Genomic DNA, 21,976 nt, shown 5'->3' with positions numbered 1-21,976 from the left:
CCCCCCCCCCCCCCCCCCCCCCCGCCGATCAGTGACCGTGACGGTCGGGCTGACGAGTCACGGCCTGGACAATCACTTGACCGCGATGTCAGCCAGCTCGGCGTAGCCGCCGAGGATCTGGTTGTCGCTGTAGTTCTTCACACCAGAGCCATGGGGGAACATGAACTTCTGGTTGTCAAGACCGATGAAGCCGACCTTCTTGGCGATCATCTCGTCAATGTCACCCCAGGCCTTTTCCCGTGCGGTGGCGTCGGTGATGGTGAAGGCCTGGTCGATCTTGGCGTTCACCTCGCTGTCCGCGAAGTACCCGTAGTCCTGACCGGGGCCGCCGGCGCTGATGTTGACGCGGCTGTCGAACAACGCGGGGATGACAGTGGAACCGGAGGGCCAGTCCGCACCCCAGCTGCCCCACAGAACATCCGTCTTCGCGCCGTAGGACGGGTTCTGGATGGTGGAGTAGTACTTGTCGGAGATGCCGTCGAGGGTGACCTTGAAGCCCGCCTGCTCCCAGGTCTGGGCGAGGGCCGCGAGGGCCTTGTCCGAGGTGGGGCGCTTGCGGTAGGTCACCGTGATCGGCACCGGCAGGGTCAGGCCCGAGCTCTGCAGCACGGCCTTGGCCTTGGCCGGGTCACCCGCGGTGGGGACACCGAAGGGGTTGAAGTCCTTGTAGCCCTTCAGCGCCTTGTTGATGACGGCGAAGCTCGGGGTCGCCGCGGTCGGGCCGCCGTAGGCGGTGACGTAGGCGTCGCGGTTCGTCGACATCGCGAGCGCCTCACGGGCCTTCTCGTTCTTCATGACCTTGCTCTTGAAATTCGGGAGCAGGTAGTCGACGTAGGGCGCGGCCGGGTTGGTCGAACGGTCCTTGACGGCCGGGTTAGACATGATCTGGGCCTGCAGGGCCGGCGGGGCCTGACTTTCGGTCACGGCGAACTTGTCGTTGCCGGAGTCGGCCATGATGCGCTGGTTAACCGTCTCCGACTCGATGCCCTCCTGGTAGACGATCGAGTCCGGGTACGCCTTGCGGAACGGGTCAGACGAGGCGGACCAGTTGGGGTTGCGCACGAAGGTGCCACCCTTGTTGGTCTCCCAGTTGCCCTGCAGCATGTACGGACCATTGGAGAAGACCTGGTAGTCCGACTTCGCGCCCTGGTCCTTGTCCTGGCGGAAGGGACCGAAGGCAGGGAACGTGACGGTCTGGTTGAAGTCCGTGACCGGCTGGCCCATGTGGAAGGTGATGGTCTGGCCATCACAGGTCACAGCCTTGTCGTAGAGCTCCTGGCCGGTCTTCTTGTAGGGGCCGGCGTACTTGCTCGAGCCATCGGCGTTCTTCGGGATGTCGAAGTAGGCGATCGCGTAGTTCGGGCCACCGGTGATCTGGTCAGCAGCGAACGTGCGCGAGATGCCGTACTTGAGGTCCTCGCAGGTCACGGGCTTGCCGTCCTGCCACTTGGCGTCGCCCCGGAGGGTGAACTTCCAGGTCTTGCCACCGTCGGACATCGTGCCCGTGTCGGTGGCCAGGTCACCGATGAGCTTGCTCTGGTCCTGCAACGTCTTGCCCGGGGGGAAAGTGGTCAGGGTTCGCTCGAACACCCGGCTCGCGAACTGGACGTCCGCACCGACGTAGATCCGCTGCGGGTCCCAGTGGTCGACCGGTCCAAGGTTGAGCATGTACAGCGTGCCGCCCTTGGCTGCGGGTCCGCTACTGCTGGCGTCGCCTGCTCCTCCGGCGCTGCCACAAGCCGCCGCGGCGAGGGCAACGGCCACGCCCAGGGCCACGCCCAGCGCGCCCTTCTTTGTGCGCATCATGCGCTCTTCTCCTTGTGCATTCCCCGCCGCTATGTCAGCGGCGGCGGCCTTTCCTGCAGCGGCTGCTGCAGGAACGTTCGAGCGCCGGGCAGAACCACGCCCTGGCGCAGATGGAGGGGTCAGGCGGGCGTCATGACCGTCCCGACTTGGGGTCCAGCGCATCGCGCAAACCGTCACCGAGCAGGTTGAACGCGAGCACGAGGACGCTCAGCATCAGGCCCGGGAAGATGAAGTACGCCGGGTCCGGGTTGGCGTAGACGACGGAGTCGTTGAGGATCGAGCCGAGCGAGGGGGTCGGCGCCTGGATGCCGACGCCCAGGAAGCCCAGCGAGGCCTCGGCCGCGATGTTCTGGGGCAGGATCAGCGTGGTGTAGACCAGGATCGGCGCCCACAGGTGCGGCAGCAGCTCCTTGAAGTAGAGGCGGCCGCGCTTGGCGCCCAGGGACCGGGCCGCCTCCACGAACTCACGCTCGCGCAGCGACAGCACTTGGCCGCGGATGATGCGGGCGAAGAACGGCCAGCCGAAGAAGCCCAGGACCAGCACCTCGTAGGCGATGATTGAGGGCGTTCCCACTCCGAACCCCAGCACATCGTGCATCGCCCCGACGACGACCGCGGACAGCGACAGCAACATCAGGGTCTGCGGGAAGCTCAGCACCAGGTCCATGAAACGGCTGACAAGCCAGTCCGCCCACCCGCCGGCGAAGCCAGAGACCAAACCCAGGAGGCTGCCCACCACGATGCTGACCAACGTCGCCGATACTGCGACGAGCAGCGAGGTGGTCACACCGGCGAGAAGGCGGGACAGCAGGTCTCGACCAGTGCCTGGCTCGACACCGAGCCAATGACCGAAAGCTATGCCGCCCATCGTGCCGTCTGGCAGCGAGCCGATCCCCTGAACAAGGTTGTGGTGATAGCTGTAGGGGTCGATCCACCCGAGGCCGGTCAGGACGGGTGAGAGCACGCCAACGGTCGCGAAGGTCCCGCAGACGAACAGGGCGATCATGCTGACCTTGTCACGACGCAGTCGCGCGCGCGCAATCTGCCACGTCGTCCGTCCTGCGATCTTCGGCTTGGCCAAGCCTGCTGGTTCGACTACCTCAGGCGAGGACCTCTCATCGGATCGTGAAAGTGACACCGTCATCCGCGGACTCCCCTGAAGCCCTGCCCCAACCGCAACTGCCAGAGCTGGGCCGAGCGCCAGCGGGCGTTTCCCGAAGCGAATCCCCAGACCTTGCAGCTCGTGTGCAGTTCCCGTGCCCAGGGCGCAGCAGCAGGCTGCGTCGACGGCAGCGAGCAACTTGGCTTGCGCCGATCGGAGCGCGCAGATCTCTCACAAACTGCGGGGGCGGTCATGGAAGTCTCCTGATGCGGCCGGACTCTCATCAACAGTGAAGCGCTCACTTCACTGTTATGAAGTTAGCGTTTCATAAATTCGCCGTCAAGGGGCCACGCAACCGATGCCGGCATGTGCGGGAGCGGTGCTCTGGGCCAGCTCTCAGTAGGGCCGCATCGAACCGACGGCCCGGGCCCGCTGCGCCACTGGCCCTCAGGCCCCTGGCGGGGCGTGGGTGGGCGTCCGTAGGCGTTCCTGAGCTGGCGGATCGCCCAGGCCTGTAGGTCCACCTCGTAGGCCGACCCGCTGACGGTGGTGAAGCCCTCCACGGCCTCGCTGCTCATTCCGTCGCCTTCGTCTATGTCCCGGCGTCAGGGCGTCACATGCGTTCCCCCGGGCGACAAGGTCACGGCCTGCACCCTCGTTGCACGCGGAGAGCGGCCGGCGGTTGCCGAGGCGGCCGGAGCAACCGTGAACGCCACTTCGACCCGTCGCACCCAGGAGACCCCCCGACAATGAGGATTGCAGTCCCTTCTTCCACACCAGTAGCGGGCCGACGACCTCAGACCAGACTCTGTGTGCCCGCCGGCACCGTCTGGCTCGTCACGCCCCACCGAGCCAGCGCTTCGCCGCCACACTCGCCATGGCGCTGGCTTCTCGCCCCGGCCTCACGGGCGTGCCGGCCGTCACGGCGTGACGTCGGCGCTCGGCTCGGCTGAGGACGGCGAGGCGGAAGGGGTCGTCGGCGCTGACGTCGGGGACGTCGTTGTAGGTTGCGCCGACGCGGGGGCGGTCGTGGACGGCACCGGCCCGCCCACGCCGGCAGTGGGGGTCGGGTCGTCGCTACCCGTCTGCGACGGAGGGACCTGCCCGGGGCCGGCGCCGACGGTTGGCGTCGACGTCGCCGTTCCCCCGCCGGCGGGCTCGGTGCCCGTGGCGCCGGGGGTCGTCGCGCTGGGGGGTGCGGTGCCCGGGTTCGTGCCCGGTGAGGCCTCGTCCACGACCAGGGTCCGGATCTGGTCCTCGAAGGCAAGGAGCCGGTCCCGGAGCTGGTCGAGGGGCACACCCTGGATGCCGGACGAGAAGGTCTCGATCTGTTGCCAGAGAGACTCCAGGCGTTGACGCGCCGCGGGACTGAGGTCACCAGGCACGGTCAGGACGAGCTGCTGCGCCAACGCGTAGGTGACGCAACGGGCACAGGAGTAGTTGACCGCTCCGGAGAGGTTCTGCGGGATCGCCACGTTGGCGTCACCCACGACAAGGACGACCTGGAAGGCGACGGCGACCGTGCGGCAGCCGGAACAGCTCGCGAAGGCGTAGGCCTCGTTGCGGTTGGTCACGCTGTCGCCGTCGGCCCAGACGAGCGCGAAGGCCACGTCGTAGACGGTCGACCCGTCTGTCGTGTTCACGGCGAGCGCCTGGTTGTCGCCCTGCCCCGGGGCTCCCGGGCGGTTGAACGGAAAGACCCAGGTGGGGCTGGCCCCGGCCGTGGAGCCCGCAGCAGCGGGGTGTGCACCGTTCGTCGCGCCTGGCGCGCCGGGCTTGGGGACGAGCACGAGCGCCAGCTGCGGGTGAGCTCTCGTCGGGAGTGCGGCCGTCGAGGCCCACACCGTGTGGGGAGCGTTCGCGATCTGGCCGTCGCGAAGCCCGGGGCCGCCGAAGCTGGAGGCCGGGAAGACGTCCAGGATCGTGCCGTGCTCGAACCGCTCGACCGGGCGGTAGCGGTTGGCATCCGGCCACCACGCCCACGCCAGACCGGCGACCATGGCGACGGCGAGCATCGCGGCGACAGCCCGCCGGCCAGGGTACCCCCGCGTGGTCCGCCACACGGACGTCGTGGTCCGTCGGACGAGCCGGCCGAGGATGTAGAGGGACCCGAACACCGGGAGCGCGACCGCGAGGAGCGCGAGCATCCGGACGGCCACGCCCGCGACGTCGCCGCCGGCCCAGTCGATGGTGAGGGCATGCGACTGCGTGCCCAGGCTGGCCCACGCCGTGCCGAGCACGCGCGGCAGGGCGAGCACCATGAGCAGGAGCGTGACCAGCAGGAGGGGGACGATGACCAGCACCCACGCGGTGACCACCGCGCGCGCCCACGGCCTGAGCTCCCGGGCCCGGGGGTCGTCCCAGCGGCCGGGGAGCAGGCTGCGCAGGGTCGGGCCGATCCGTGAGTAGAGGTCGGGCACACCGGTGAGGTCGGCCAGGATGTGGTAGCCGTCGAAGCGCACCATTGGCGCGAGCTGACGCACCATCTGCAGCAGCTGCGCGGCGATGATCAGCAGGAGCGCGTCCCACCGGGTGCAGGCCCACACTCCGAACATCGCCAGGACCACGATGGCGTTGAAGTAGAGCCCGCCGAGGTCGACCCGGAGCCGCCCGGCACGACCGAGGCGGTAGCTGTCGCTGACGTCGGTGTAGAAGGCGGGCCACACGAGGTAGAGGCCCATGCCCATCGCGCCGGGCGTCACGCCGCCGTACCGGCAGGCGGAGGCGTGGCCGAACTCGTGGAAACCGGCGGAGAAGATGGTGATGGCGAACACGACGAGCAGCAGCAGCGGCTGGTCGAAGGCCTGATGCGTGGCCGAGGCCAGCCCCTTGGTGAGGAGCACCCAGCCCGAGATGATCGTGAACGCCACGAGGACGGCCGCGACGACGAGCGGGGTGAACAGCGCGGCGAACGGCGCCGTGAGCCGCCGGGTGACAGCCGGGTCGGACACGACCCACCGAAAGCGCAGCGCCAGCAGCGGGTTCGGCTTCGTGACCTCGGGATCTGAACCGTCGATGGCCCGGATCAACCCCAGCGGCCGCAGCTTGGTCTCGATGAGGACGCGGACGTCGTCCGCGGCCACCCTTCGCCCGTATGCCGTGCTGACCATCTCGGCGACCTCGGCCGGACCGCGCGTGTCGTCCACGGCCTCGAGCACCAGATAGAGCAACCTGGTCAGCTGGACCGTCTGGCCGTCAGCGCGCCTGACCAGCGAGGGTGGTGTGCGATAGCCGGACCCCGGCTGCTCGCCGAGCAGCACGAGGCCATCGGCCGGCGCGGGCGGGCGAAGGGTCTCTTCGGAAGGGTCCACCGTGGAGACGCCGGGAGCCGACGCAGCTGCGTCAGCCCCCGGCGTCCCGCCGGCAGATGAGGTCGGGCTCACGCGAGATCGACTACTGGTTGATCTGCGAGGTCTGGTCGGCCGTGGCCTCCGCGGTCCCGTCGAGGTGCTGGGTGATCGACCCATGCTGGTCGGCGATGGCGGTGGCCTGCGAGGCGATGGAGCCCACGTTGGCCGAGACCGACGCGTCGATCGGCGCGGCGACATTGGCGTTGGCCGCCACGGCACCGTCGATGGGTGCAGCGAGCTTGGCGTCGGCGGCGGCGTTGACGTCGACCTTGAGCAGGTCGCCGTTGAGTGCCGAGGCCGGGTCGGGGGCGGTGGCCCCTGCGGTGGCCGGGGCGTCGGCACCCGTCGGCGTCGTGGTGCCGCCGGCCGGCGTGGGCGTGGTGTCGCCGGCGGGCGCGCTCTGGTCGATGCCGCTGTGCTGCGGTGCGTGGGCGATCGCGGAGCCGGACAGGCCCTGGTCGATGCTCACGTCCTGGTGCGCCAGCGACGCCGCACTCGAACCGGCGGACAGGATGTTGGCTCCGACCGAGGCGTCGATCGGCGCTGCCACGTTGGCGTTGGCGTCCACGGCGAGGTCGATCGGGGCTGCGACATCCAGGGCGAGGTTCAGGTCGACGTTGAGGTCCAGCAGGGACATGACCTCCTTGTCCGGCAACGCGGTGCCGGCTTCGGCTGCGAGCTCATCCCTGGACAGCGGCGGCAGATCGGCTTCGCTCATCAGTGACTCCATCCCGGCACGGCAGCCGTGCCCCCTGGTGTGTGGATGGAGGCGCCGTACCCGGACACGAGCGTCCGCAAACAGCGCCAAACGCCGCTCGCGCGCCAGCGAGGCCAGGCGGCACGGCCTGGGCTGGTCCGCGAGCGCCGCCGCCGCAACCCTGGCCAGAGCCAACCCATGACCGTCCGTGTCCTGCGCGGCCGTCGCCGGCTTCCCCCTTGGTGGCGGGTCGTGACCACCCGCCGGTCCGCCCCGCACTGCCGGGTCGCCCATTTGTCGTGGCTTGGGTCGACCCAGTGACGGACCCGTCCGGGCCGGTCGCCGGGACAATGAGCATTGGAGGTCGGCGCCTGCGCGCTGCTGTGCGCGTGAGCAGGAAGAGGCTGCGTTGTGAGCGATGCAGATGTGGTTCGCCGGGCCTACGCGGCCTTGGCGACCCGGGACATGGACACACTGGAGGAGCTCTTCGCCTGGGACGCCGTCTGGGTCCTTCCCGGGTCGAGTGCGATCTCGGGCACCCATGCCGGCTGGCCTGCCATCCGGGACGAATTCGTCGCCCTCCTCGGGCCGTTGTCCGGCGGGTCCTTCCACGCCGAGCTGCTCGACGTGGCGGTCGGGGAGCGCTACATCGTGGCCATCCAGCGCACGACGGGGGACTTCAAGGGGCGCACCCTTGACGTGACCAGCTGCCAGCTGGTGCGGATGGAGCACGGACTGATCCGCGAGGTCAGCGGGCTGTACTCCGCCGACACGCTGGCGAAGGTGGAGGCGTTCTGGGTCTGAGACCGGCCGCCCGACGGCCGCCTAGAGAGCGTCAACGGCGGGGATCACGCGCTCGGCCATGAGGTCCAGCGCCCCGGGGGCGGCTGACGCCGGCCAAGGTGCCGTGCGCCACCTCGATGCCGAGGTCCGCGAGCTCGTGCAGGTGCTCGATCGTCTGCTCGACCCGCTCGCCGCGCGGGCCGAGGTCGAAGCGCGTCTGGACGGTCTTCTCGATCTCGTCGTAGTCGCGGCCCAGCCGCTCGCAGTGGCCCCGCAGCACCTGGAGCTTGTGGGCCAGCTCCGGCGAGTCGAAGATGTTGCACGCGTCGGCGTACTGGGCCACCATCCGCAGCGTCTTCTGCTCCCCGGCGCCACCGATGAGGATCGGCGGGTGGGGACGGCTCAGGGCCTGTGGTGAGTTGAGCGTGCGCTCGAGCCGGTAGTGCTTGCCCTCGTAGGGCCCGTCGTCCTCGCTCCACATCTGCTGGCAGATCTGCAGCGCCTCCTCCAGCCGCTCGAACCGCTCGGAGGTGGAGGGGAAGAACAGTCCGAGCCCGCGGGACTCCTCCTCGTTCCAGGCCGCCCCGATGCCGAGCATCGCGCGGCCACCGGAGAGGACGTCGAGCGTGGTGACGGCCTTGGCCAGCAGCCCCGGCTCGCGGTAGACGACCGCCGTCACGACGGTCAGCAGCTTGACCCGCTCGGTCACCGCCGCGAGGTAGCCGAGCGCCGTGTAGGCCTCGAGCATCTCGTGCTCCGGCGGCCCCAGGTGCCCGATCTGCCAGACGTGGTCCATGACGCTGACCCGGTCGTATCCCGCCCGCTCGGCACCTCTGGCCACCTCCCCCAGCTGCTGCCGGAGGGCGGCAGGGCCGCCGTCCCAGGTGAAGTCCGCGATGTGCAGTCCCAGCTTCATGCCACTCCTCGAGCGGTGCTCCAGCCTTCCCCGGATGAGCGGCAGCACGTACGGGTGGCTGGGTCCCCACCATGGTCTCCCGGATGTGGCGCTCGGGCATCCGGTCAGGCCGAGGACCGGCCCCAACTCCGTCGTCTGCGCATGCCTGCGGCCCGGCCAGTTCCGGGCCGGGCGCGGGACGGGCACGTCAGGTGTGCCAGGTGACCCCGGTCGCGGTGACGGTCGCGGTCCAGCCGCGCTGGTGGACGATCGTGTGGTGCCGCCCGCACAGCAGGGCCAGCGCATCCAACAGACCCATCGCCGGACCCAGGTCCGCGCCGTGGCACTGGTGCAGCACCTGCTCGATCCCGGCCAGGGCCTCCCGCGACGCGTCCACCGCCGCCAACAGGTCCGCGAGCGCCACCGTCGCGGCGGCACCCGGCGCCCCACCCCCGGTCCCGGCACCACCCGACCCCGCCGCGGGCAAGCCACCGGACCCGCTCGCCGCGGCCCCCTGACGACGATCCCCCTGATGCATGGTTCGAACATACGTTCTGCCACCGACAGGCCGTCCCACCATCCACACCCACCGACCCTGCGAGCCAGAGACGCTCGCGCCGGGCCCGCAGCCGCAACGCAAGCGCATCGACCAAGCACACGACATACCCGTCCTGCGCCGTCGGTCACAGATCCGTCAACCTCCCACGGAGGCCGCGGATACCGGTGTTGAATGACGCTGCGCGCACAGGCGGGCGAGGGCCGACAGTCCGGCCCGGGCACAGGGGAGCAGGGGGGTGCGACGTGCTGCTGTCATCGGACCCGACCGTCGGGCTTGCCGACATGCTCCAGAGCCTGCCCGACGCCGTCGTGGTCGCCGCTGCCGACGGCCGGGTCGTCCACGCCAACCCGGCCCTGACCGAGCTGCTCGGCCTCGACCCCGACGAGCTCGTCGGCTGCACGCTCTCGGTGCTCATGCCCGAGCGGCTCCGCGCCGCCCACAACAAGGGCTTCACCCACTTCTTCGCGACCGGTGAGCGACGGCTCATCGGCAACACCGTCCAGGTACCGGCCCTGCACCGCGACGGCCGCGAGGTGGCCGTCGACCTGACCCTGTCGGTGGTCTCGCGCCCCAACGGCGCCGAGCTCGTCATCGCCGTCCTGCGTGACGCGCGCCCCCAGATCCAGCTCGAGCAGCAGCTCGAGGTCAGCCGGCACCTGTCGGCCACGCTGCAGGTCACCCAGGCGCTCGGCGACTCCCCCAACGCCCACGTCGCGTTCGAGCGGATGCTGCCGGCGCTGTGCGAGCGCCTCGACTGGGACGCCGCGAGCCTGTGGGTGCCCCACCGCGCCGACGGGACCCTGGCCTGCTCAGGGGTCTGGCGGGCGCCAGGCATGGACGTCCCCGCCCTGCGCGATGCCACGGTGGCCCACACCTTCGCCCCGGGCGAGGGACTGCCCGGCGCAGCCTGGCAGGGGCGCCGGGTCGTCGTCATGGAGGACCTGCTGGACAACCCGCGCTTCACGCGCAGCGACGCGGCCCAGCGGGACGGCCTGCGCACCGGCGTGGCCTTCCCCGTGATGCGCGGCACCACGGTGCTGGCCGTGTGCGAGCTGTTCTCCCGGGAGTCCCGGCCCGTGTCCGACGAGCTGGTCGAGGTGCTTTCCAGCGCCGGCCGCCAGCTCGGCCAGTTCCTCGACCGGCTGCACGCCGAGGGCCAGGCCCGCGAGCTCGCCCGGACGCTGCAGCAGAGCCTGCTGCCCCCGCGTCTGCCCAACATCCCCGGGGTGAGCCTCGGGGCGCGGTTCCGGGCCGGGGGCGACGGGATGATGGTCGGCGGCGACACCTACGACGTCACTGCCTTGGGCGACGGCCGCTGGATGGTGCTCATCGCCGACGTCTGCGGCAAGGGTGCCGCGGCCGCGACCGTCACCGCGCTCGCGCGCTACACCGCGCGGGCCGCCGCCGACGGTGGCGCCGGCCCGTCGGCGATCCTCGCCGCGGTCAACGCCGCGCTGATGCACGACGACCAGACCAGCCCCCTCCCCTACCTGACGGCGGCCTGTCTCCTGTTGCGCCCCAACGGTTCCGGGGCCGAGGGACTGGTCAGCATCGCGGGTCACCCCCTGCCCGTCCTGCGCCGCGCCAACGGCACGCTGGAGGACGTCGGCGAGCCCGGGCTGCTCCTGGGCGTCGACCCCGACGTGACCCATCTCGAGCTCCCGGTCGAGCTCGCCGCCGGCGACACCCTCGTCATGCACACCGACGGCGTCACCGAGGCCCGTGACGCGGCGGGCCGGCAGTTCGGCGAGGAGGGGCTGCGCTCGGTCCTGACGTGGACCGCAGGCGCCGGCGCGGATGCGACCGCCCAGTCCGTGCTCGACGCCGTCGAGCGCCATGTCCTGGCCTCCCCGCACGGGCGGGACGACATGGCGGTGCTCAGCATCCAGTGCTGACGCGCTGCGGCGCGGACACGGCATACCGCAGTGGGTGTGCCGTGTGCCCCGGTCAGCGGGGCAGGTCCAGGAGGTGGGCTCGGAAGCCGGCACCCTCGCCGCTGGGCGTGCCGTCCCAGGCCCGCAGCAGCGCGGGCTCGCCGGCGCAGTCGCCCGGCAGCCACGACCAGGCCAGGTAGCTCAGGCCATGCGTGTCGGCCCACTGCAGCAGCGGCATCATCATCGCCGAGTCGCAGTCGTGCTCGCCGACCTCGCCGATGACGACCGGGGTGGTGGCGGCCAGCGGGGCGATGTCGCGGGCCCAGCAGGCAGGTTGGTCACAGGGCGCCCACTCCGGCTTCGCAGGGGTGCCGTAGTAGACGTGGACCGAGGCCGCCAGCTGCCCGGCCGGGTCGACCGGCGCGAACTCGGCCCAGCGGTCCAGCGTCCCGGCGTACTGCGGGCCGCCGACGAGGACGACGTTGCGCGCGCCGGCACCCCGGACCGCGGAAAGCAGCTCCTGCGAGCCGGCGGCGGTGAACGGCACGCCCGGGCAGGCGCCGCCGTCGCGCACGCAGGTCCAGGCCGCGGTCGTGTCCTGGTTGTCGTCCGGGTACGGCTCGTTGTAGAGGTCGAACAACACGGCCGGCCGGTCCCGGAAGGTCGCGGCCACCGACGCCCAGAACGCCGGTGCGTGGTCGCGGTCGGCCATCGGCTGCTGGTCCTTCGCACGCTCGGTGCCGGGGGCGCTCCAGTGCAGGTCGAGGACGACGTAGAGGCCGGCCGCGGTGAGCCGGTCGACGTATTCCGTGATCGCCGCGCGGTACGCGGCGCCACCGAACCGGGCGTCGATGCCGTTGATGCCGAGCCAGCAGTGCTCGTTGAGGCTGACCCGGACGGCCCTGAGGTGCCAGGTCGTCATCGCCGCGACCGATGCCGCGTCGGACGGGCCGTCGAAGATGCCGGTGCCCTCGACACAGGCGTACTGCGTGCCGGTGCGGTTCACGCCGAGCAACCGGACCGGCCGGCCTGTCGCGTCGACCAGCCGGTTGCCGGAGACCCTCACCGACAGCGCCGGAGCCGGTCCGGGCGAGGTCACGGGCGGGGTTGCCTCCTGGGTCACCGGCGGGGCGGTCCGCGCTGTGGCCGGCGGACTCGCGCCCGTTGGGGTCACGGGGAGCCGGGTCGGTGAGGACACCGCCGTCGCCGGAGTGGCCACTGGTGACCGGGCCGCCTCGGGGCGGGCCGCCGGCCCGTGGCGCCACCCCAACACGCCGAGGGCGGCCGCCGCGACGAGGCCCATGGCCACGACGCGGCGTCCGCCCCAGGTCACCTCAGCTCACCCGAGGGTGAGGGCTGCGTCGTCGGCGTAGAACGCCGTCGCCAGCATCCCGACGTTGACGACGTAGGCGTTGAGGTCGAGCGCCGTGCTGCCGGGCCGCTGGACGGTCAGCGTGACCGTCACCGGCTGCCAGGACGTGCTCAGGATCAGCGTCTTCGTCGCCGAGCCGACGACCGTGCTGCCGGACATCTCCCGCAGCCGCAGGTTCATCGTCGCCCCGGAGCTCGCGCCCTTCACCCACAGCGTGGCGGTGTAGGTGCCGGCCGACGTCCTGGAGACCTGGTTGGGCGAGTCGTCCAGGAGGCACGTCCGGGTCGTGAAGCCCGAGTTCAGCACTCGCGCCGACCAACTGCCCGAGTGCCCGCCTGAGGACCGCATCAGCATGCAGCCGCTGGCCGCGGCCCAGCCGCTGGTGTTGCTCTCGAAGCCGGTGTTGGCGATGAGGTTCGCCTTCGAGACGACCTGCGCCGTGGCACTGCCGGTCAGCCCGGCCGTGTCCCGCACCGTGACGGTGAGCAGGAACGTGCCGCTCCTGGTGTAGGTGTGCGTCGCCGACGCGCCGGCCTGGGTCACCGAGGCGGTCCCGTCACCCCAGGCGAAGGTGTACGACGCGATGGGCGTCGCATCCGTGTCCCTGGACCCCGACGCGTTGGCTGTCACCGCGAACGGTGCCATCCCCGTAGAGGGCGACAGGGTCAGGGCCGCCACCGGCGGAGCGTCCGCCGCCACCTGGATGGCCTGGCTCTTCGTCGCCTCGACGTTGCCCACCTTGTCCCACGCCCGGTACTTCACCGTCGCCGAGCTCGTGAGGGTGAACGCCGCCGTGTAGGTCGGGCTGGTCAGCGTCGGGTCGGTGCCGTCGGTCGTGTAGTGGATGCTCGACACCCCCGACCCTCCGGCATCGTCGGTGGCCGCCAGCCGGATGGTGACCGAGCTGAAGTACGCCGCGCTCCCGCAGGCCGCGCTGTTGCACGTGATGGTCGTGCTCGGCGCGGTCGCGTCCACGGTGACCAGCTGGGTCCTCGTCGCCTCGACGTTGCCGGCGGTGTCCCAGGAGCGGAACTTCACCGTCGTCGTGGCGCCCAGGCTCAGCGGCGCGGTGTAGGTCGGGCTCGACAAGGTCGGGTCCGATCCGTCGGTCGTGTAGTGCGTGCTCGACACCCCCAGCCCGCCGGTGTCCGTGGCCGACAGGGCCACGGCGACCGGCGCGGCATACGGCGTGGTGGCACAGGCCGCCCCGTTGCAGGTCGCGGAGGTGACCGGTGCGGTCGTGTCGACCTGGACGGCGAGCGTCCCTGTCGCCTCGACGTTCCCGGCGACGTCCCACGACTTGTACTTCACCGTGGCCGAGGACGCCAGCGACAGCGGCGCCGTGTAGGCCGGGCTCAGCAGCGTCGGGTCGGTCCCGTCCGTGGTGTAGTGCGTGCTCGAGACGCCGGAACCGCCGACGTTGTCCGTGGCCGTGAGCGCCACCGAGACCGGCGGGGCGTAGGGCGTGCTCGTGCACGGCGCGTTGTTGCACGTCGCCACCGTGGTCGGGGCCGTGGTGTCCGGCACCGGCGGTGCGGCGTGGCAGCCGTTGCTGCCGCTGTCGGTGAACGTGCCCTCGTCCGGGTTGAAGGACCAGTCGTAGGACCCGTTGTGCAGCGTCAGCTTGATCACGCCGTGCGTGGTCGCGTTGAGCGCCTCGCTGTTCGGTCCGGGCGCACCCGGGGTGTCCAGGCCGGCGCCACCGGTGCCGACGATGAACTGCCGGACTCCATGGGCCAGGTCCTGCTTCCCGGTGGCGTCCTGCGGCGTGAACCGTTCGTACCAGTGCGAGTCGCCGTTGAGCACGACGTCCACGCCACCGGAGTACAGGTCCTGCCAGATGGGCTGGAAGGTCGTGTCTCCGCCGGAGCCCGAGGCGGTCGAGGCCCACCGCGGGTTCTGGTAGTAGGCCAGGGTGCACGAGGTGTTGTGCGCGGCCAGGTCCTGCTGCAGCCACTGCTCCTGGGCCGAGCCCGCGGCGCAGAAGCTCGGGTCGACCGGGCAGGTCGCCGTGTTGAGGGCCACGACGTGCCAGGAGCCGAGGTCGTAGCTGTAGTAGCCCTTGGCCGGGTCGCCCGCGGCGCTACCGAAGTACTGGTAGTAGCCGGCCCCCGGTGTCGTCGGGCAGTCCGTCCCTCCAGTGGTCTGGTAGTCCTTGTCGCCGGGGACCGGGTGGGTGATCGCCTTCTTCACGCCCCAGGTGGGGTCGTAGGACTGGGCGTAGGCGGCCGGGCCACCACACTCGTACTGGTTGTCACCCAACGGCAGGACCGCGTCCACGCCGGTGAGCAGCTTGACGGTCTGCGAGGCACGGCAGTCGGTGTCGGTGCCCAGGCCGTCGTTGAACGCCGGTGCGGTCGGGTCGCAGGCGATGTCGCCGGCCGCGCCGACCACGGGGTCGGTGTTGGGCTGGACCAGCACCTGCTGGGTCTGCACCGCCTCGACGTTGCCGTCGTTGTCCACCGAGAAGAACTTGAACGTGGTGTTCGCGTTGATGGTGAACAGCTTGGTGAACTGCGGGCTCGCCGTCGTCGGCGTGGAGCCGTCGGTGGTGAAGTAGGTCGCCTTGACGCCACTGCCACCGGGGTCCTTGCCGGTCAGCGACACCGTCGTCGAACCGTTGTAGGTGGTCGAGGCGCAGGGCGAGCCGTCACACAGGACCGAGGAGATCGGGGCCTGCAGGTCGGGGCCGTTGAGCGTCTGCGACACGGTCTGCACGACCGTGCGCACCGGGGCGCCACCGGGCTGGCCGGCGTTCTTCAGCCAGTCCAGGAAGGCGTTGAGCGTGTCGAGCTCGATCGGGCCCCAGTCGCTCATGCACGAGGTGTAGTTGTCGGGGTCGTAGGCCTGCGAGCAGACCTGGTGGAAGTCGTAGACGATCCAGCCACCACCGTGGGCCGCGGCGGCGGTCACCGCGTCCTGCAGGTGCTGCAGGGTCAGCGGCGGCACGTTGGCCGGGGTGCCCGACGGCGGGTCGTAGACCGTCCGCGAGGCGAACATGTCCTTGGGCGGGATCGTCTCGGCGTAGACCGGACCCGCGCCCGACCCGGCGACGTCGATGCCGCCGGCGGCGCGACCCGTGCTGTAGCCGCAGCCCTGCACGATCGACTCGGCCGTGGCGTCGTAGGCGCCCTCGGGGTAGGCGAAGCTGGTCGGGTAGAACCCGTGGTTGATCAGGTTCTGCCGGTCGTCGCAGACCTCGTGCACCTTGGTGGCGTTGTCCGTCAGCGTCTTGATGTTGACGTGGTCGAGGGTGTGCCCGCCGACCTCGTTGCCGGCGTTGTTGGTGGCGTGCAGCTCATCCCACGTCATGTGCTGCGGGTCCTTGTCGTTGAGCCCGCTGACGTCGTAGAACGTGCCGCGCATCCCCCGCGGCTGCAGACCGCGCTTCACACCGAGGGTGTACTGGTTCTTCACGCCGTCGTCGAACGTCAGCGACACGACCGTCTGCGGCGGCAGGACCTGGATGTCCTGCGACTGCACGGCTTCGGTGTTGCCCGCCAGGTCGACGGAGAAGAACTTCACGGTGTACGTCGCCGGCGTGCTCAGGGTGAGCGGCCCGGCATACACCGCACTCGCCGTGGTCGGGGTCGACCCGTCGGTCGTGTAGTGGGTCTTGTCGACCCCCCAGCCCCCGGCGTCGGTGGCGGTGAGGGTCACCGTCGCCGAGCCGTTGTAGCCGGTCGTGGTGCACGGCGAGCCGTTGCAGGTGATCGCCGTCGTCGGCGCGGTGGTGTCGGCCGGCAGGCTGGCCGTGATGACCTGGGTCTGCACCGCCTCGACGTTGCCGGCGTTGTCCCACGAGCGGAACTTCACCGTCGTGGTCGCGGTGATCGGGAACGCCTTGGTGTAGGTGGGGCTGGACAGCGTCGGGTCGGAGCCGTCGGTCGTGTAGTGCGTGCTGGCGATGGCCGACCCGACGTCGGAGCCGGGCAGCGTGACCGACACCGTGCTGGTGTAGGTGTCCGTGGTGCAGGCGGAACCGTTGCAGGCGATCGCGGTCACCGGGGCGACCTTGTCGGCGCTGATGGCGGCGGCGCGCACGGTGCTCAAGGCAGCGCCCGCCGGGGCACCACCGCTCTGGCCCGCGTTGCCGATCCAGTCCAGGAAGGCGTTGAGGTCGGCCAGCTCGACCCAGCCCGCGGAGGCGGTGCAGGCCGTGTAGTTCGCCGCGTCGAGGCCCTGGTCGCAGACCCGGCCGATGACGACCTGGCTCCAGCCACCGCCCTTGGACGCGGCACCGGTGACCAGCGCCTTGAGGTTGGCGAGGGTGACCTGGCCACTGGGCGCCCACGCCCGGGTGGCGTACCAGTCGGCCGGGGGCAGCGCCTCGGCGTAGGTCGGCCCGCTCGGCGAGAGCGAACCGGCGCTGCGACCGCTGCCGTAGCCGCAGGTCTTGACGATGTCCTTGACGGTGGCGTTGTTGGCGCCACCGGGGTAGGCGAAGGCCACGGGGTCCAGCCCGTGCGCGATGAGGGCGGCCCGGTCGTTGCAGACCTGCGCCGTGGGGTTGGGGTCGGTGGTCAGGTTGGTGGCGTTGACGGTCTTGCCGCCGATGTCCTGCCCGTCAGCGGCCAGCGCGGCCAGGTTGGCCCAGCTCATGATGTTGGCCGAGACGCCGATGGTGCCGGAGTTGACGAAGAAGCTCGCCTTGGCGCCGTGGGGCTGCAGTGCCTTGGTCCACGCGAGCGTGTACTGGCTGACCGTGCCGTTGTCGAAGGTCAGCGAGACCTTGGTGCTCACCGGGACCACCTGGACGGACTGGCTCTGCACCGTCTCGGCGTTGCCGGCCTTGTCGGTGGAGAAGAACCTGACCGCGTACGTCGCCGGGCTGGTCAGCTGGAACGGCGCCGAGTAGACGCTGCTCGACGTGGTCGGGGTGGACCCGTCGGTCGTGTAGTAGGTCTTGTCCAGACCCGAGCCACCGGTGTCGGTCGCGGACAGGCCGACGGTGACCGACCCGACATACGGGGTGCTCGCGCACGCGGCACCGTTGCAGGTGATCGTCGTCGTGGGCGCGGCCGAGTCGGTCGGCGCCTGGATCACCTGGGTCTGGGTCGCCTCGACGTTGCCTGCGTAGTCCCATGACCGGAACTTGACCGTCGTCGACGCGCTGGATCCGTTGACGTTGAACGGTCCTGTCCACGTCGGGCTGGACAGCGTGGGGTCGGAGCCGTCGGTGGTGTAGTGCGTGCTGGAGATGCTCGAGCCCACGTCGGACGGGCTGAACGAGACGCTCACCAGACCGGTGTAGGGCGTGTTCGTGCACGCGGCGCCGTTGCAGGTGATGGCGGTCGTGGGGGCCGTGGCGTCGGCCGAGGTGGCCGCGCCGCGCACGGTGTCCAGGCCGACGCCGGCGGGCGCTCCCCCGGCCTGCCCGGCGGCGGCGACCCAGTCCAGGAACGCGTTGAGGTCGGCCAGCTCGATGTGACCGCTGGACGCGCTGCAGCTGGCGTAGTTGGCCGCGTCGAGGGTCTGGTCACAGACCCGGCCGATGACGATCTGGGTCCACCCGCCGTTGTGCGTGGCCGCACCGGTGACCAGGGACTGCATGTTCGCCAGCGTCACGGCCGATGGGGCGTAGGCGCGGGTGGCGAACCAGTTCGTTGGAGGGAGCGTCTCGGCGTAGGTGGCTCCAGTGGCCGACAGTCCGCCGGCGGTCCGGGCGTTGCCGTAGCCGCAGCTCTTGACCACGGCCTGGACGGTCGCGTTGTTGGTGCCGCCGGGATAGGCGAAAGCGGCAGGGCTGAGCCCGTGCGAGATGAGGGCGGCGCGGTCGTTGCAGACCTGGTTCGTCGGGTTGGGGTCGGTCGTCAGGTTGGTGGCGTTGACGGTCTTGCCGCCGATGTCCTGCCCGTCGCCCGCCAGGGTGCCGAGCTGGGCCCACGTCATGAAGCTGGCGCCACCGCTGACGGTGCCGGAGTTGACGAAGAACGTCGCCTTGGCACCGTGCGGCTGCAGGGCCTTGGTCCAGCCCAGGGTGTACTGGCTGATCGAGCCGTTGTCGAAGGCCAGGGTGACCCGGGTCTGTGTGGCCGCGACGACCGGCGTGGCCGACACCATGGTCATCCCGAGCGTGAGCGCGCAGGGCACCACGACCCAGGGCAGCCAGCGCCGCCTTCGCGTGCTCATCCAGCGCCATGGCTTGGGGCGCGCCTGCGCGCCGGATCTGGCCAAACGATCATCTCGGCTACGAACCACCGGACCACCCCACTTCTCGACGCGGCCCGCGATGAGCCGTGATCGAGCCCTCCCCGACGACAGGGAGGGCCCTCGTCAGACACCGTAGGAAGAGAGGGCGGTCCTGCCCTCCGACAATGGATGGACGCGGGCGCGTCAAATGGTGGAGAACTAGTCCCCTACGCGTAGACGAGCGAAAAGACCTGAACAGCAAACGAATTCGCAGATCCATCCAAAACCCGTAGGCAGATACACAGTGGGCATGGAGCCATAACCTACAAATTCAGTATGGATTCTACGCCGTTTGATGCTCCAGCCGCATGAGTCCCGTTTCAACCTCTTGCCCGATCCGGCTTCCACCACGGCGCACGAAGGTGGACCTGCGAACGGGCGCACGACGGCCGCTCGCCCAAGAGGGGACGACCGGGAGGTAATGATGACGAGCAGCTGTGCACTGCGCGTGGGCGTAGTTGGTTGCGGTTACTGGGGATCCAAGCACGTGCGTGTCCTGCAGTCGCTGGACGACGTGAGCCAGGTCGTCCTGGTGGACGGGCGCACCGACCGGGTCAACGCCCTGGTGCGCGGATTCCCCGGCGCCCGCTCCTTCGCGGACCTGCCCAGTGCGCTGCCCGAGGTCGACGCGGTCGTCATCGCGACGCCGCCGACCACCCACACCCCGCTCGCCCTGGCCGCCATCGCGGCCGGCAAGCACGTGCTCGTCGAAAAGCCCTTGGCCACAACGGCATCCGACGCACGCCAACTCGTGGCCGCCGCCCGCGAGGCCGGCGTGACCCTCATGGTGGGACACACCTTCGAGCACAACGCGGCCGTGGACAAGCTGCGCAGCCTCGTGCAGCAGCGCGAGCTGGGCGACGTCTACAACATCGACACGGCGCGACTGAACCTCGGCCTGTACCAGAGCGACGTCAACGTGATCTTCGACCTCGCGCCGCACGACATCTCGATCATCAACCGCGTCCTCGGCACGACGCCCACGTACGTCCACGCCTGGGGCGCCTGCCACGCCAACAGCCGGCACGAGGACGTCGCTTACCTGCGCCTGTTCTACCCGGACCTCGCCGTCTCCGCGAACATCCACGTCAGCTGGCTCGACCCCTGCAAGGTCCGCCGGGTCACCGTCGTCGGCAGCCGCAAGATGGCCGTCTACGACGACCTCGCCGTCGACGAGCGGATCCGGGTGTTCGACAAGGGCGTGACCCCGCCGGTCGACGACCAGGACCTCACCCAGCCTCCGATGACCTACCGCCACGGCGACATCACCGTGCCCCACCTCGACTTCGAGGAGCCGCTGATGGTCCAGGACCGGCGTTTCCTGAACAGCATCCACACCGGCGAGCGCCCGCTGACCAGCGGCGAGAACGGCCTCGCCGTCGTCGAGGTCCTCGAAGCACTGCAGATCTCTATGCGTGAGGGCCGCCCGGTGCACCTGTCCGAGCTCGCCGAGCCCCGGCCGCCCCGGCCGACCAGGCGCCGGCGACCGGTCGCGCACAAGACGACCCTGGTCGGCTCGGCATGACGGCAACGGCCAGCCGGGCCGCCTCCGTGCGAGTCCCCTTCGCGGACCTGCAGGCCCAGACGGCAGAGGTGCGGCCGGCACTCGAGTCGGCCTGGCACGACCTGCTCGACACCAGCCGCTTCGTCGGCGGGGCGACGGTGGAGAAGTTCGAGCACGAGTGGGCCGACTACTGTGGCACCGGGTTCGCGGTGTCCGTGGGCAACGGGACCGACTCGCTGACGCTGATCCTGCGGGCACTCGGCGTCGGCCCCGGCGATGAGGTGCTGGTGCCCACCAACACGTTCATCGCCACCGCCGAGGCCGTCGTCCTCGCCGGGGCCACCCCCAGGTTCGTCGACGTGCTGCCCGGCACGCTGCTGGTCGACCCGGCCCAGGTCGCGGCCGCGGTGACCCCGCGCACCGCCGCGGTGATCGCGGTGCACCTGTTCGGCCAGATGGCGGACATGACCGCGCTGGCCGAGGTGGCCACCCGTGCCGGTATCGCGCTGGTCGAGGACGCTGCCCAGGCGCACGGTGCGACGTGGGAGGGACGGCGCGCCGGCTCGCTCGGCGTCGCCGGCAGCTTCTCCTTCTACCCCGGCAAGAACCTCGGCGCCAACGGCGACGGCGGGGCCATCACCACCTCCGACGAGTGCCTCGCTGCCCGGCTGCGCTCGATGCGTGACCACGGCCGCTCCGAGACCGACCGCTACGTCCACGACCTCATCGGCACCAACAGCCGCCTCGACGCCATCCAGGCCGCGGTGCTGTCGGCGAAGCTGACGCGACTGGACGACTGGACCGCGGCCCGCCGCCGCGCCGTCGCCCTCTATCGCGAGGAGCTGCCCGGGACGCTGCAGCTGGTGGACGAGGCACCGCAGGCGCGCGGCGTCCACCATCTGGCCGTGGTGCGCACCCCGCACCGCGAGGAGGTCATGGCCGAGCTCGCCGCTGCCGGGATCGAGACCGGCATCCACTACCCGGTGCCGTGCCACCTGCAGGAGCCCTACCGGGAGTTCGCGCGCGAGGCCCTGCCGGTTGCGGAGCAGGCGGCGCGCGAGATCCTCTCGCTGCCGATGTTCCCGCACCTCACCGCGGCCCAGGTCTCCTTCGTCTGCGACGCGCTGCACGCCAGCCGTGCGGTGGACGCGCGATGACGGCCCAGCTCGCCCCGGCCACCGGTGACGGCATCGGCCCCAACTGCCGGGCCGAGCACGGCGTCGTCCTCGGGCACCCGGTCCACGCCGGCGCCTGCGAGCGGCTGGTGCTGGGCCCTGACGCCTACCTGCGCAGCGGCACCGTCCTGTACGACGGCACCCGCATCGGCGCCGGCTTCGAGACCGGGCACCACGTCGTGGTCCGCGAGCGCTGCACCATCGGGGACCGCGTCTCCATCTGGACCGGGACGGTGGTCGACTACAGCTGCCGCATCGGCGACGACGTCAAGATCCACACCAATTGCTACGTGGCGCAGTACACCGAGATCGGCGACGGGGCGTTCCTCGCGCCGGGCGTCAGCCTGGCCAACGACCTGTACCCCGGCCAGGACGCCTCGCGGGAGGTGATGTCCGGGCCGTGGATCGGTCCCGGCGCGCAGCTCGGGGTCAACGTCACGGTGCTGCCGTTCGTGCGCATCGGCGCCGGGGCACTCATCGGCGCCGGGTCCGTGGTGACCCGGGACATCGAGCCCGGTGTCGTGGCGTACGGCAACCCCGCGCTGCCGCGTGGTGCGGTGGCGGGCCTGCGCTCGGTCGGTGACCGGGTCGAGGCGCTGACGGGGTCCGCCAGCCGGTTCCGGCTGGTGCGCCCGGCGCTGCATCCGCTGCCCGAGCCGACGTGACG

At 70.7% G+C, this 21,976-nt stretch carries 13 protein-coding genes; 5 read left to right on the top strand and 8 right to left on the bottom strand.

Annotated elements, in window-relative coordinates:
- Nucleotides 1–72: 72 nt before the first annotated feature.
- From ACXVGS_RS09600 to ACXVGS_RS09585, 4 genes are all read right to left on the bottom strand, one after another.
- Nucleotides 73–1,806 carry an ABC transporter substrate-binding protein gene (locus ACXVGS_RS09600; protein WP_458536888.1) on the bottom strand — a complete coding sequence of 578 codons (1,734 nt, stop codon included), beginning with the start codon at nucleotides 1,804–1,806 and terminating at the stop codon, nucleotides 73–75.
- 130 nt (nucleotides 1,807–1,936) lie between these two features.
- The gene (locus ACXVGS_RS09595) at nucleotides 1,937–2,950 is read right to left on the bottom strand and encodes an ABC transporter permease (protein WP_458530638.1); all 1,014 of its coding nucleotides are present in this window, start codon (nucleotides 2,948–2,950) and stop codon (nucleotides 1,937–1,939) included.
- Between the two features lie 878 nt (nucleotides 2,951–3,828).
- Entirely contained in the window at nucleotides 3,829–6,219 is a 2,391-nt protein-coding gene (locus tag ACXVGS_RS09590) for a hypothetical protein (RefSeq protein WP_458536887.1), read from the bottom strand.
- Nucleotides 6,220–6,301: 82 nt separating this feature from the next.
- On the bottom strand, nucleotides 6,302–6,976 hold the full coding sequence (locus tag ACXVGS_RS09585; RefSeq protein WP_458536886.1) for a peptidoglycan-binding protein: 675 nt from the start codon (nucleotides 6,974–6,976) through the stop codon (nucleotides 6,302–6,304).
- Nucleotides 6,977–7,366: 390 nt separating this feature from the next.
- Here ACXVGS_RS09585 and ACXVGS_RS09580 point away from each other — a divergent pair, with 390 nt between their 5' ends.
- On the top strand, nucleotides 7,367–7,759 hold the full coding sequence (locus ACXVGS_RS09580; RefSeq protein WP_458530635.1) for a nuclear transport factor 2 family protein: 393 nt from the start codon (nucleotides 7,367–7,369) through the stop codon (nucleotides 7,757–7,759).
- Nucleotides 7,760–7,790: 31 nt separating this feature from the next.
- Here the strand turns inward: ACXVGS_RS09580 and ACXVGS_RS09575 are convergent, their stop codons facing one another.
- Both ACXVGS_RS09575 and ACXVGS_RS09570 read right to left on the bottom strand, forming a co-directional pair.
- Nucleotides 7,791–8,654, bottom strand: coding sequence for an LLM class F420-dependent oxidoreductase (locus ACXVGS_RS09575; protein WP_458536885.1), 864 nt, complete (start codon nucleotides 8,652–8,654; stop codon nucleotides 7,791–7,793).
- Nucleotides 8,655–8,841: 187 nt separating this feature from the next.
- Complete coding sequence (locus ACXVGS_RS09570; protein ID WP_458536884.1) at nucleotides 8,842–9,171, bottom strand: hypothetical protein; 330 nt, start codon at nucleotides 9,169–9,171, stop codon at nucleotides 8,842–8,844.
- Between the two features lie 263 nt (nucleotides 9,172–9,434).
- On the opposite strand from ACXVGS_RS09570, the gene ACXVGS_RS09565 reads away from it, so the two are divergent.
- Nucleotides 9,435–11,087, top strand: coding sequence for a SpoIIE family protein phosphatase (locus ACXVGS_RS09565; protein WP_458532188.1), 1,653 nt, complete (start codon nucleotides 9,435–9,437; stop codon nucleotides 11,085–11,087).
- 52 nt (nucleotides 11,088–11,139) lie between these two features.
- Here the strand turns inward: ACXVGS_RS09565 and ACXVGS_RS09560 are convergent, their stop codons facing one another.
- Both ACXVGS_RS09560 and ACXVGS_RS09555 read right to left on the bottom strand, forming a co-directional pair.
- Nucleotides 11,140–12,189, bottom strand: a complete 1,050-nt coding sequence (locus ACXVGS_RS09560; protein ID WP_458536883.1) for a glycoside hydrolase family 5 protein — start codon at nucleotides 12,187–12,189, stop codon at nucleotides 11,140–11,142.
- Between the two features lie 216 nt (nucleotides 12,190–12,405).
- A complete protein-coding gene (locus ACXVGS_RS09555; RefSeq protein WP_458536040.1) occupies nucleotides 12,406–18,570 on the bottom strand; it encodes a chitobiase/beta-hexosaminidase C-terminal domain-containing protein in 6,165 nt (2,054 codons plus the stop codon).
- A 355-nt stretch (nucleotides 18,571–18,925) separates the two neighbouring features.
- On the opposite strand from ACXVGS_RS09555, the gene ACXVGS_RS09550 reads away from it, so the two are divergent.
- The 3 genes from ACXVGS_RS09550 to ACXVGS_RS09540 are packed head-to-tail and all read left to right on the top strand — an operon-like array spanning nucleotide 18,926 to nucleotide 21,974.
- Nucleotides 18,926–20,155 carry a Gfo/Idh/MocA family protein gene (locus ACXVGS_RS09550; RefSeq protein ID WP_458530366.1) on the top strand — a complete coding sequence of 410 codons (1,230 nt, stop codon included), beginning with the start codon at nucleotides 18,926–18,928 and terminating at the stop codon, nucleotides 20,153–20,155.
- Nucleotides 20,152–21,291: a DegT/DnrJ/EryC1/StrS family aminotransferase gene (locus ACXVGS_RS09545; RefSeq protein WP_458536882.1), complete on the top strand. Its 1,140-nt coding sequence runs from the start codon at nucleotides 20,152–20,154 to the stop codon at nucleotides 21,289–21,291. The genes ACXVGS_RS09550 and ACXVGS_RS09545 overlap by 4 nt, the downstream gene beginning before the upstream one ends.
- Nucleotides 21,288–21,974, top strand: a complete 687-nt coding sequence (locus ACXVGS_RS09540; RefSeq protein ID WP_458530364.1) for a DapH/DapD/GlmU-related protein — start codon at nucleotides 21,288–21,290, stop codon at nucleotides 21,972–21,974. Before ACXVGS_RS09545 ends, ACXVGS_RS09540 begins: the two co-directional genes overlap by 4 nt.
- Nucleotides 21,975–21,976: the final 2 nt, after the last annotated feature.

This window comes from Oryzihumus sp. (assembly GCF_054325275.1).
This window is presented reverse-complemented; position numbering and strand designations above follow the sequence as displayed.

What these genes read in the sequence shown, in the direction of transcription:
- ACXVGS_RS09600 (WP_458536888.1), bottom strand. Translation starts at nt 1,806, where the DNA reads ATGATGCGCACAAAGAAGGGCGCGCTGGGCGTGGCCCTGGGCGTGGCC.
- ACXVGS_RS09595 (WP_458530638.1), bottom strand. Translation starts at nt 2,950, where the DNA reads ATGACGGTGTCACTTTCACGATCCGATGAGAGGTCCTCGCCTGAGGTA.
- ACXVGS_RS09585 (WP_458536886.1), bottom strand. Translation starts at nt 6,976, where the DNA reads ATGAGCGAAGCCGATCTGCCGCCGCTGTCCAGGGATGAGCTCGCAGCC.
- ACXVGS_RS09575 (WP_458536885.1), bottom strand. Translation starts at nt 8,654, where the DNA reads ATGAAGCTGGGACTGCACATCGCGGACTTCACCTGGGACGGCGGCCCT.
- ACXVGS_RS09570 (WP_458536884.1), bottom strand. Translation starts at nt 9,171, where the DNA reads ATGCATCAGGGGGATCGTCGTCAGGGGGCCGCGGCGAGCGGGTCCGGT.
- ACXVGS_RS09555 (WP_458536040.1), bottom strand. Translation starts at nt 18,570, where the DNA reads ATGAGCACGCGAAGGCGGCGCTGGCTGCCCTGGGTCGTGGTGCCCTGC.
- ACXVGS_RS09550 (WP_458530366.1), top strand. Translation starts at nt 18,926, where the DNA reads ATGCTCCAGCCGCATGAGTCCCGTTTCAACCTCTTGCCCGATCCGGCT.
- ACXVGS_RS09545 (WP_458536882.1), top strand. Translation starts at nt 20,152, where the DNA reads ATGACGGCAACGGCCAGCCGGGCCGCCTCCGTGCGAGTCCCCTTCGCG.
- ACXVGS_RS09540 (WP_458530364.1), top strand. Translation starts at nt 21,288, where the DNA reads ATGACGGCCCAGCTCGCCCCGGCCACCGGTGACGGCATCGGCCCCAAC.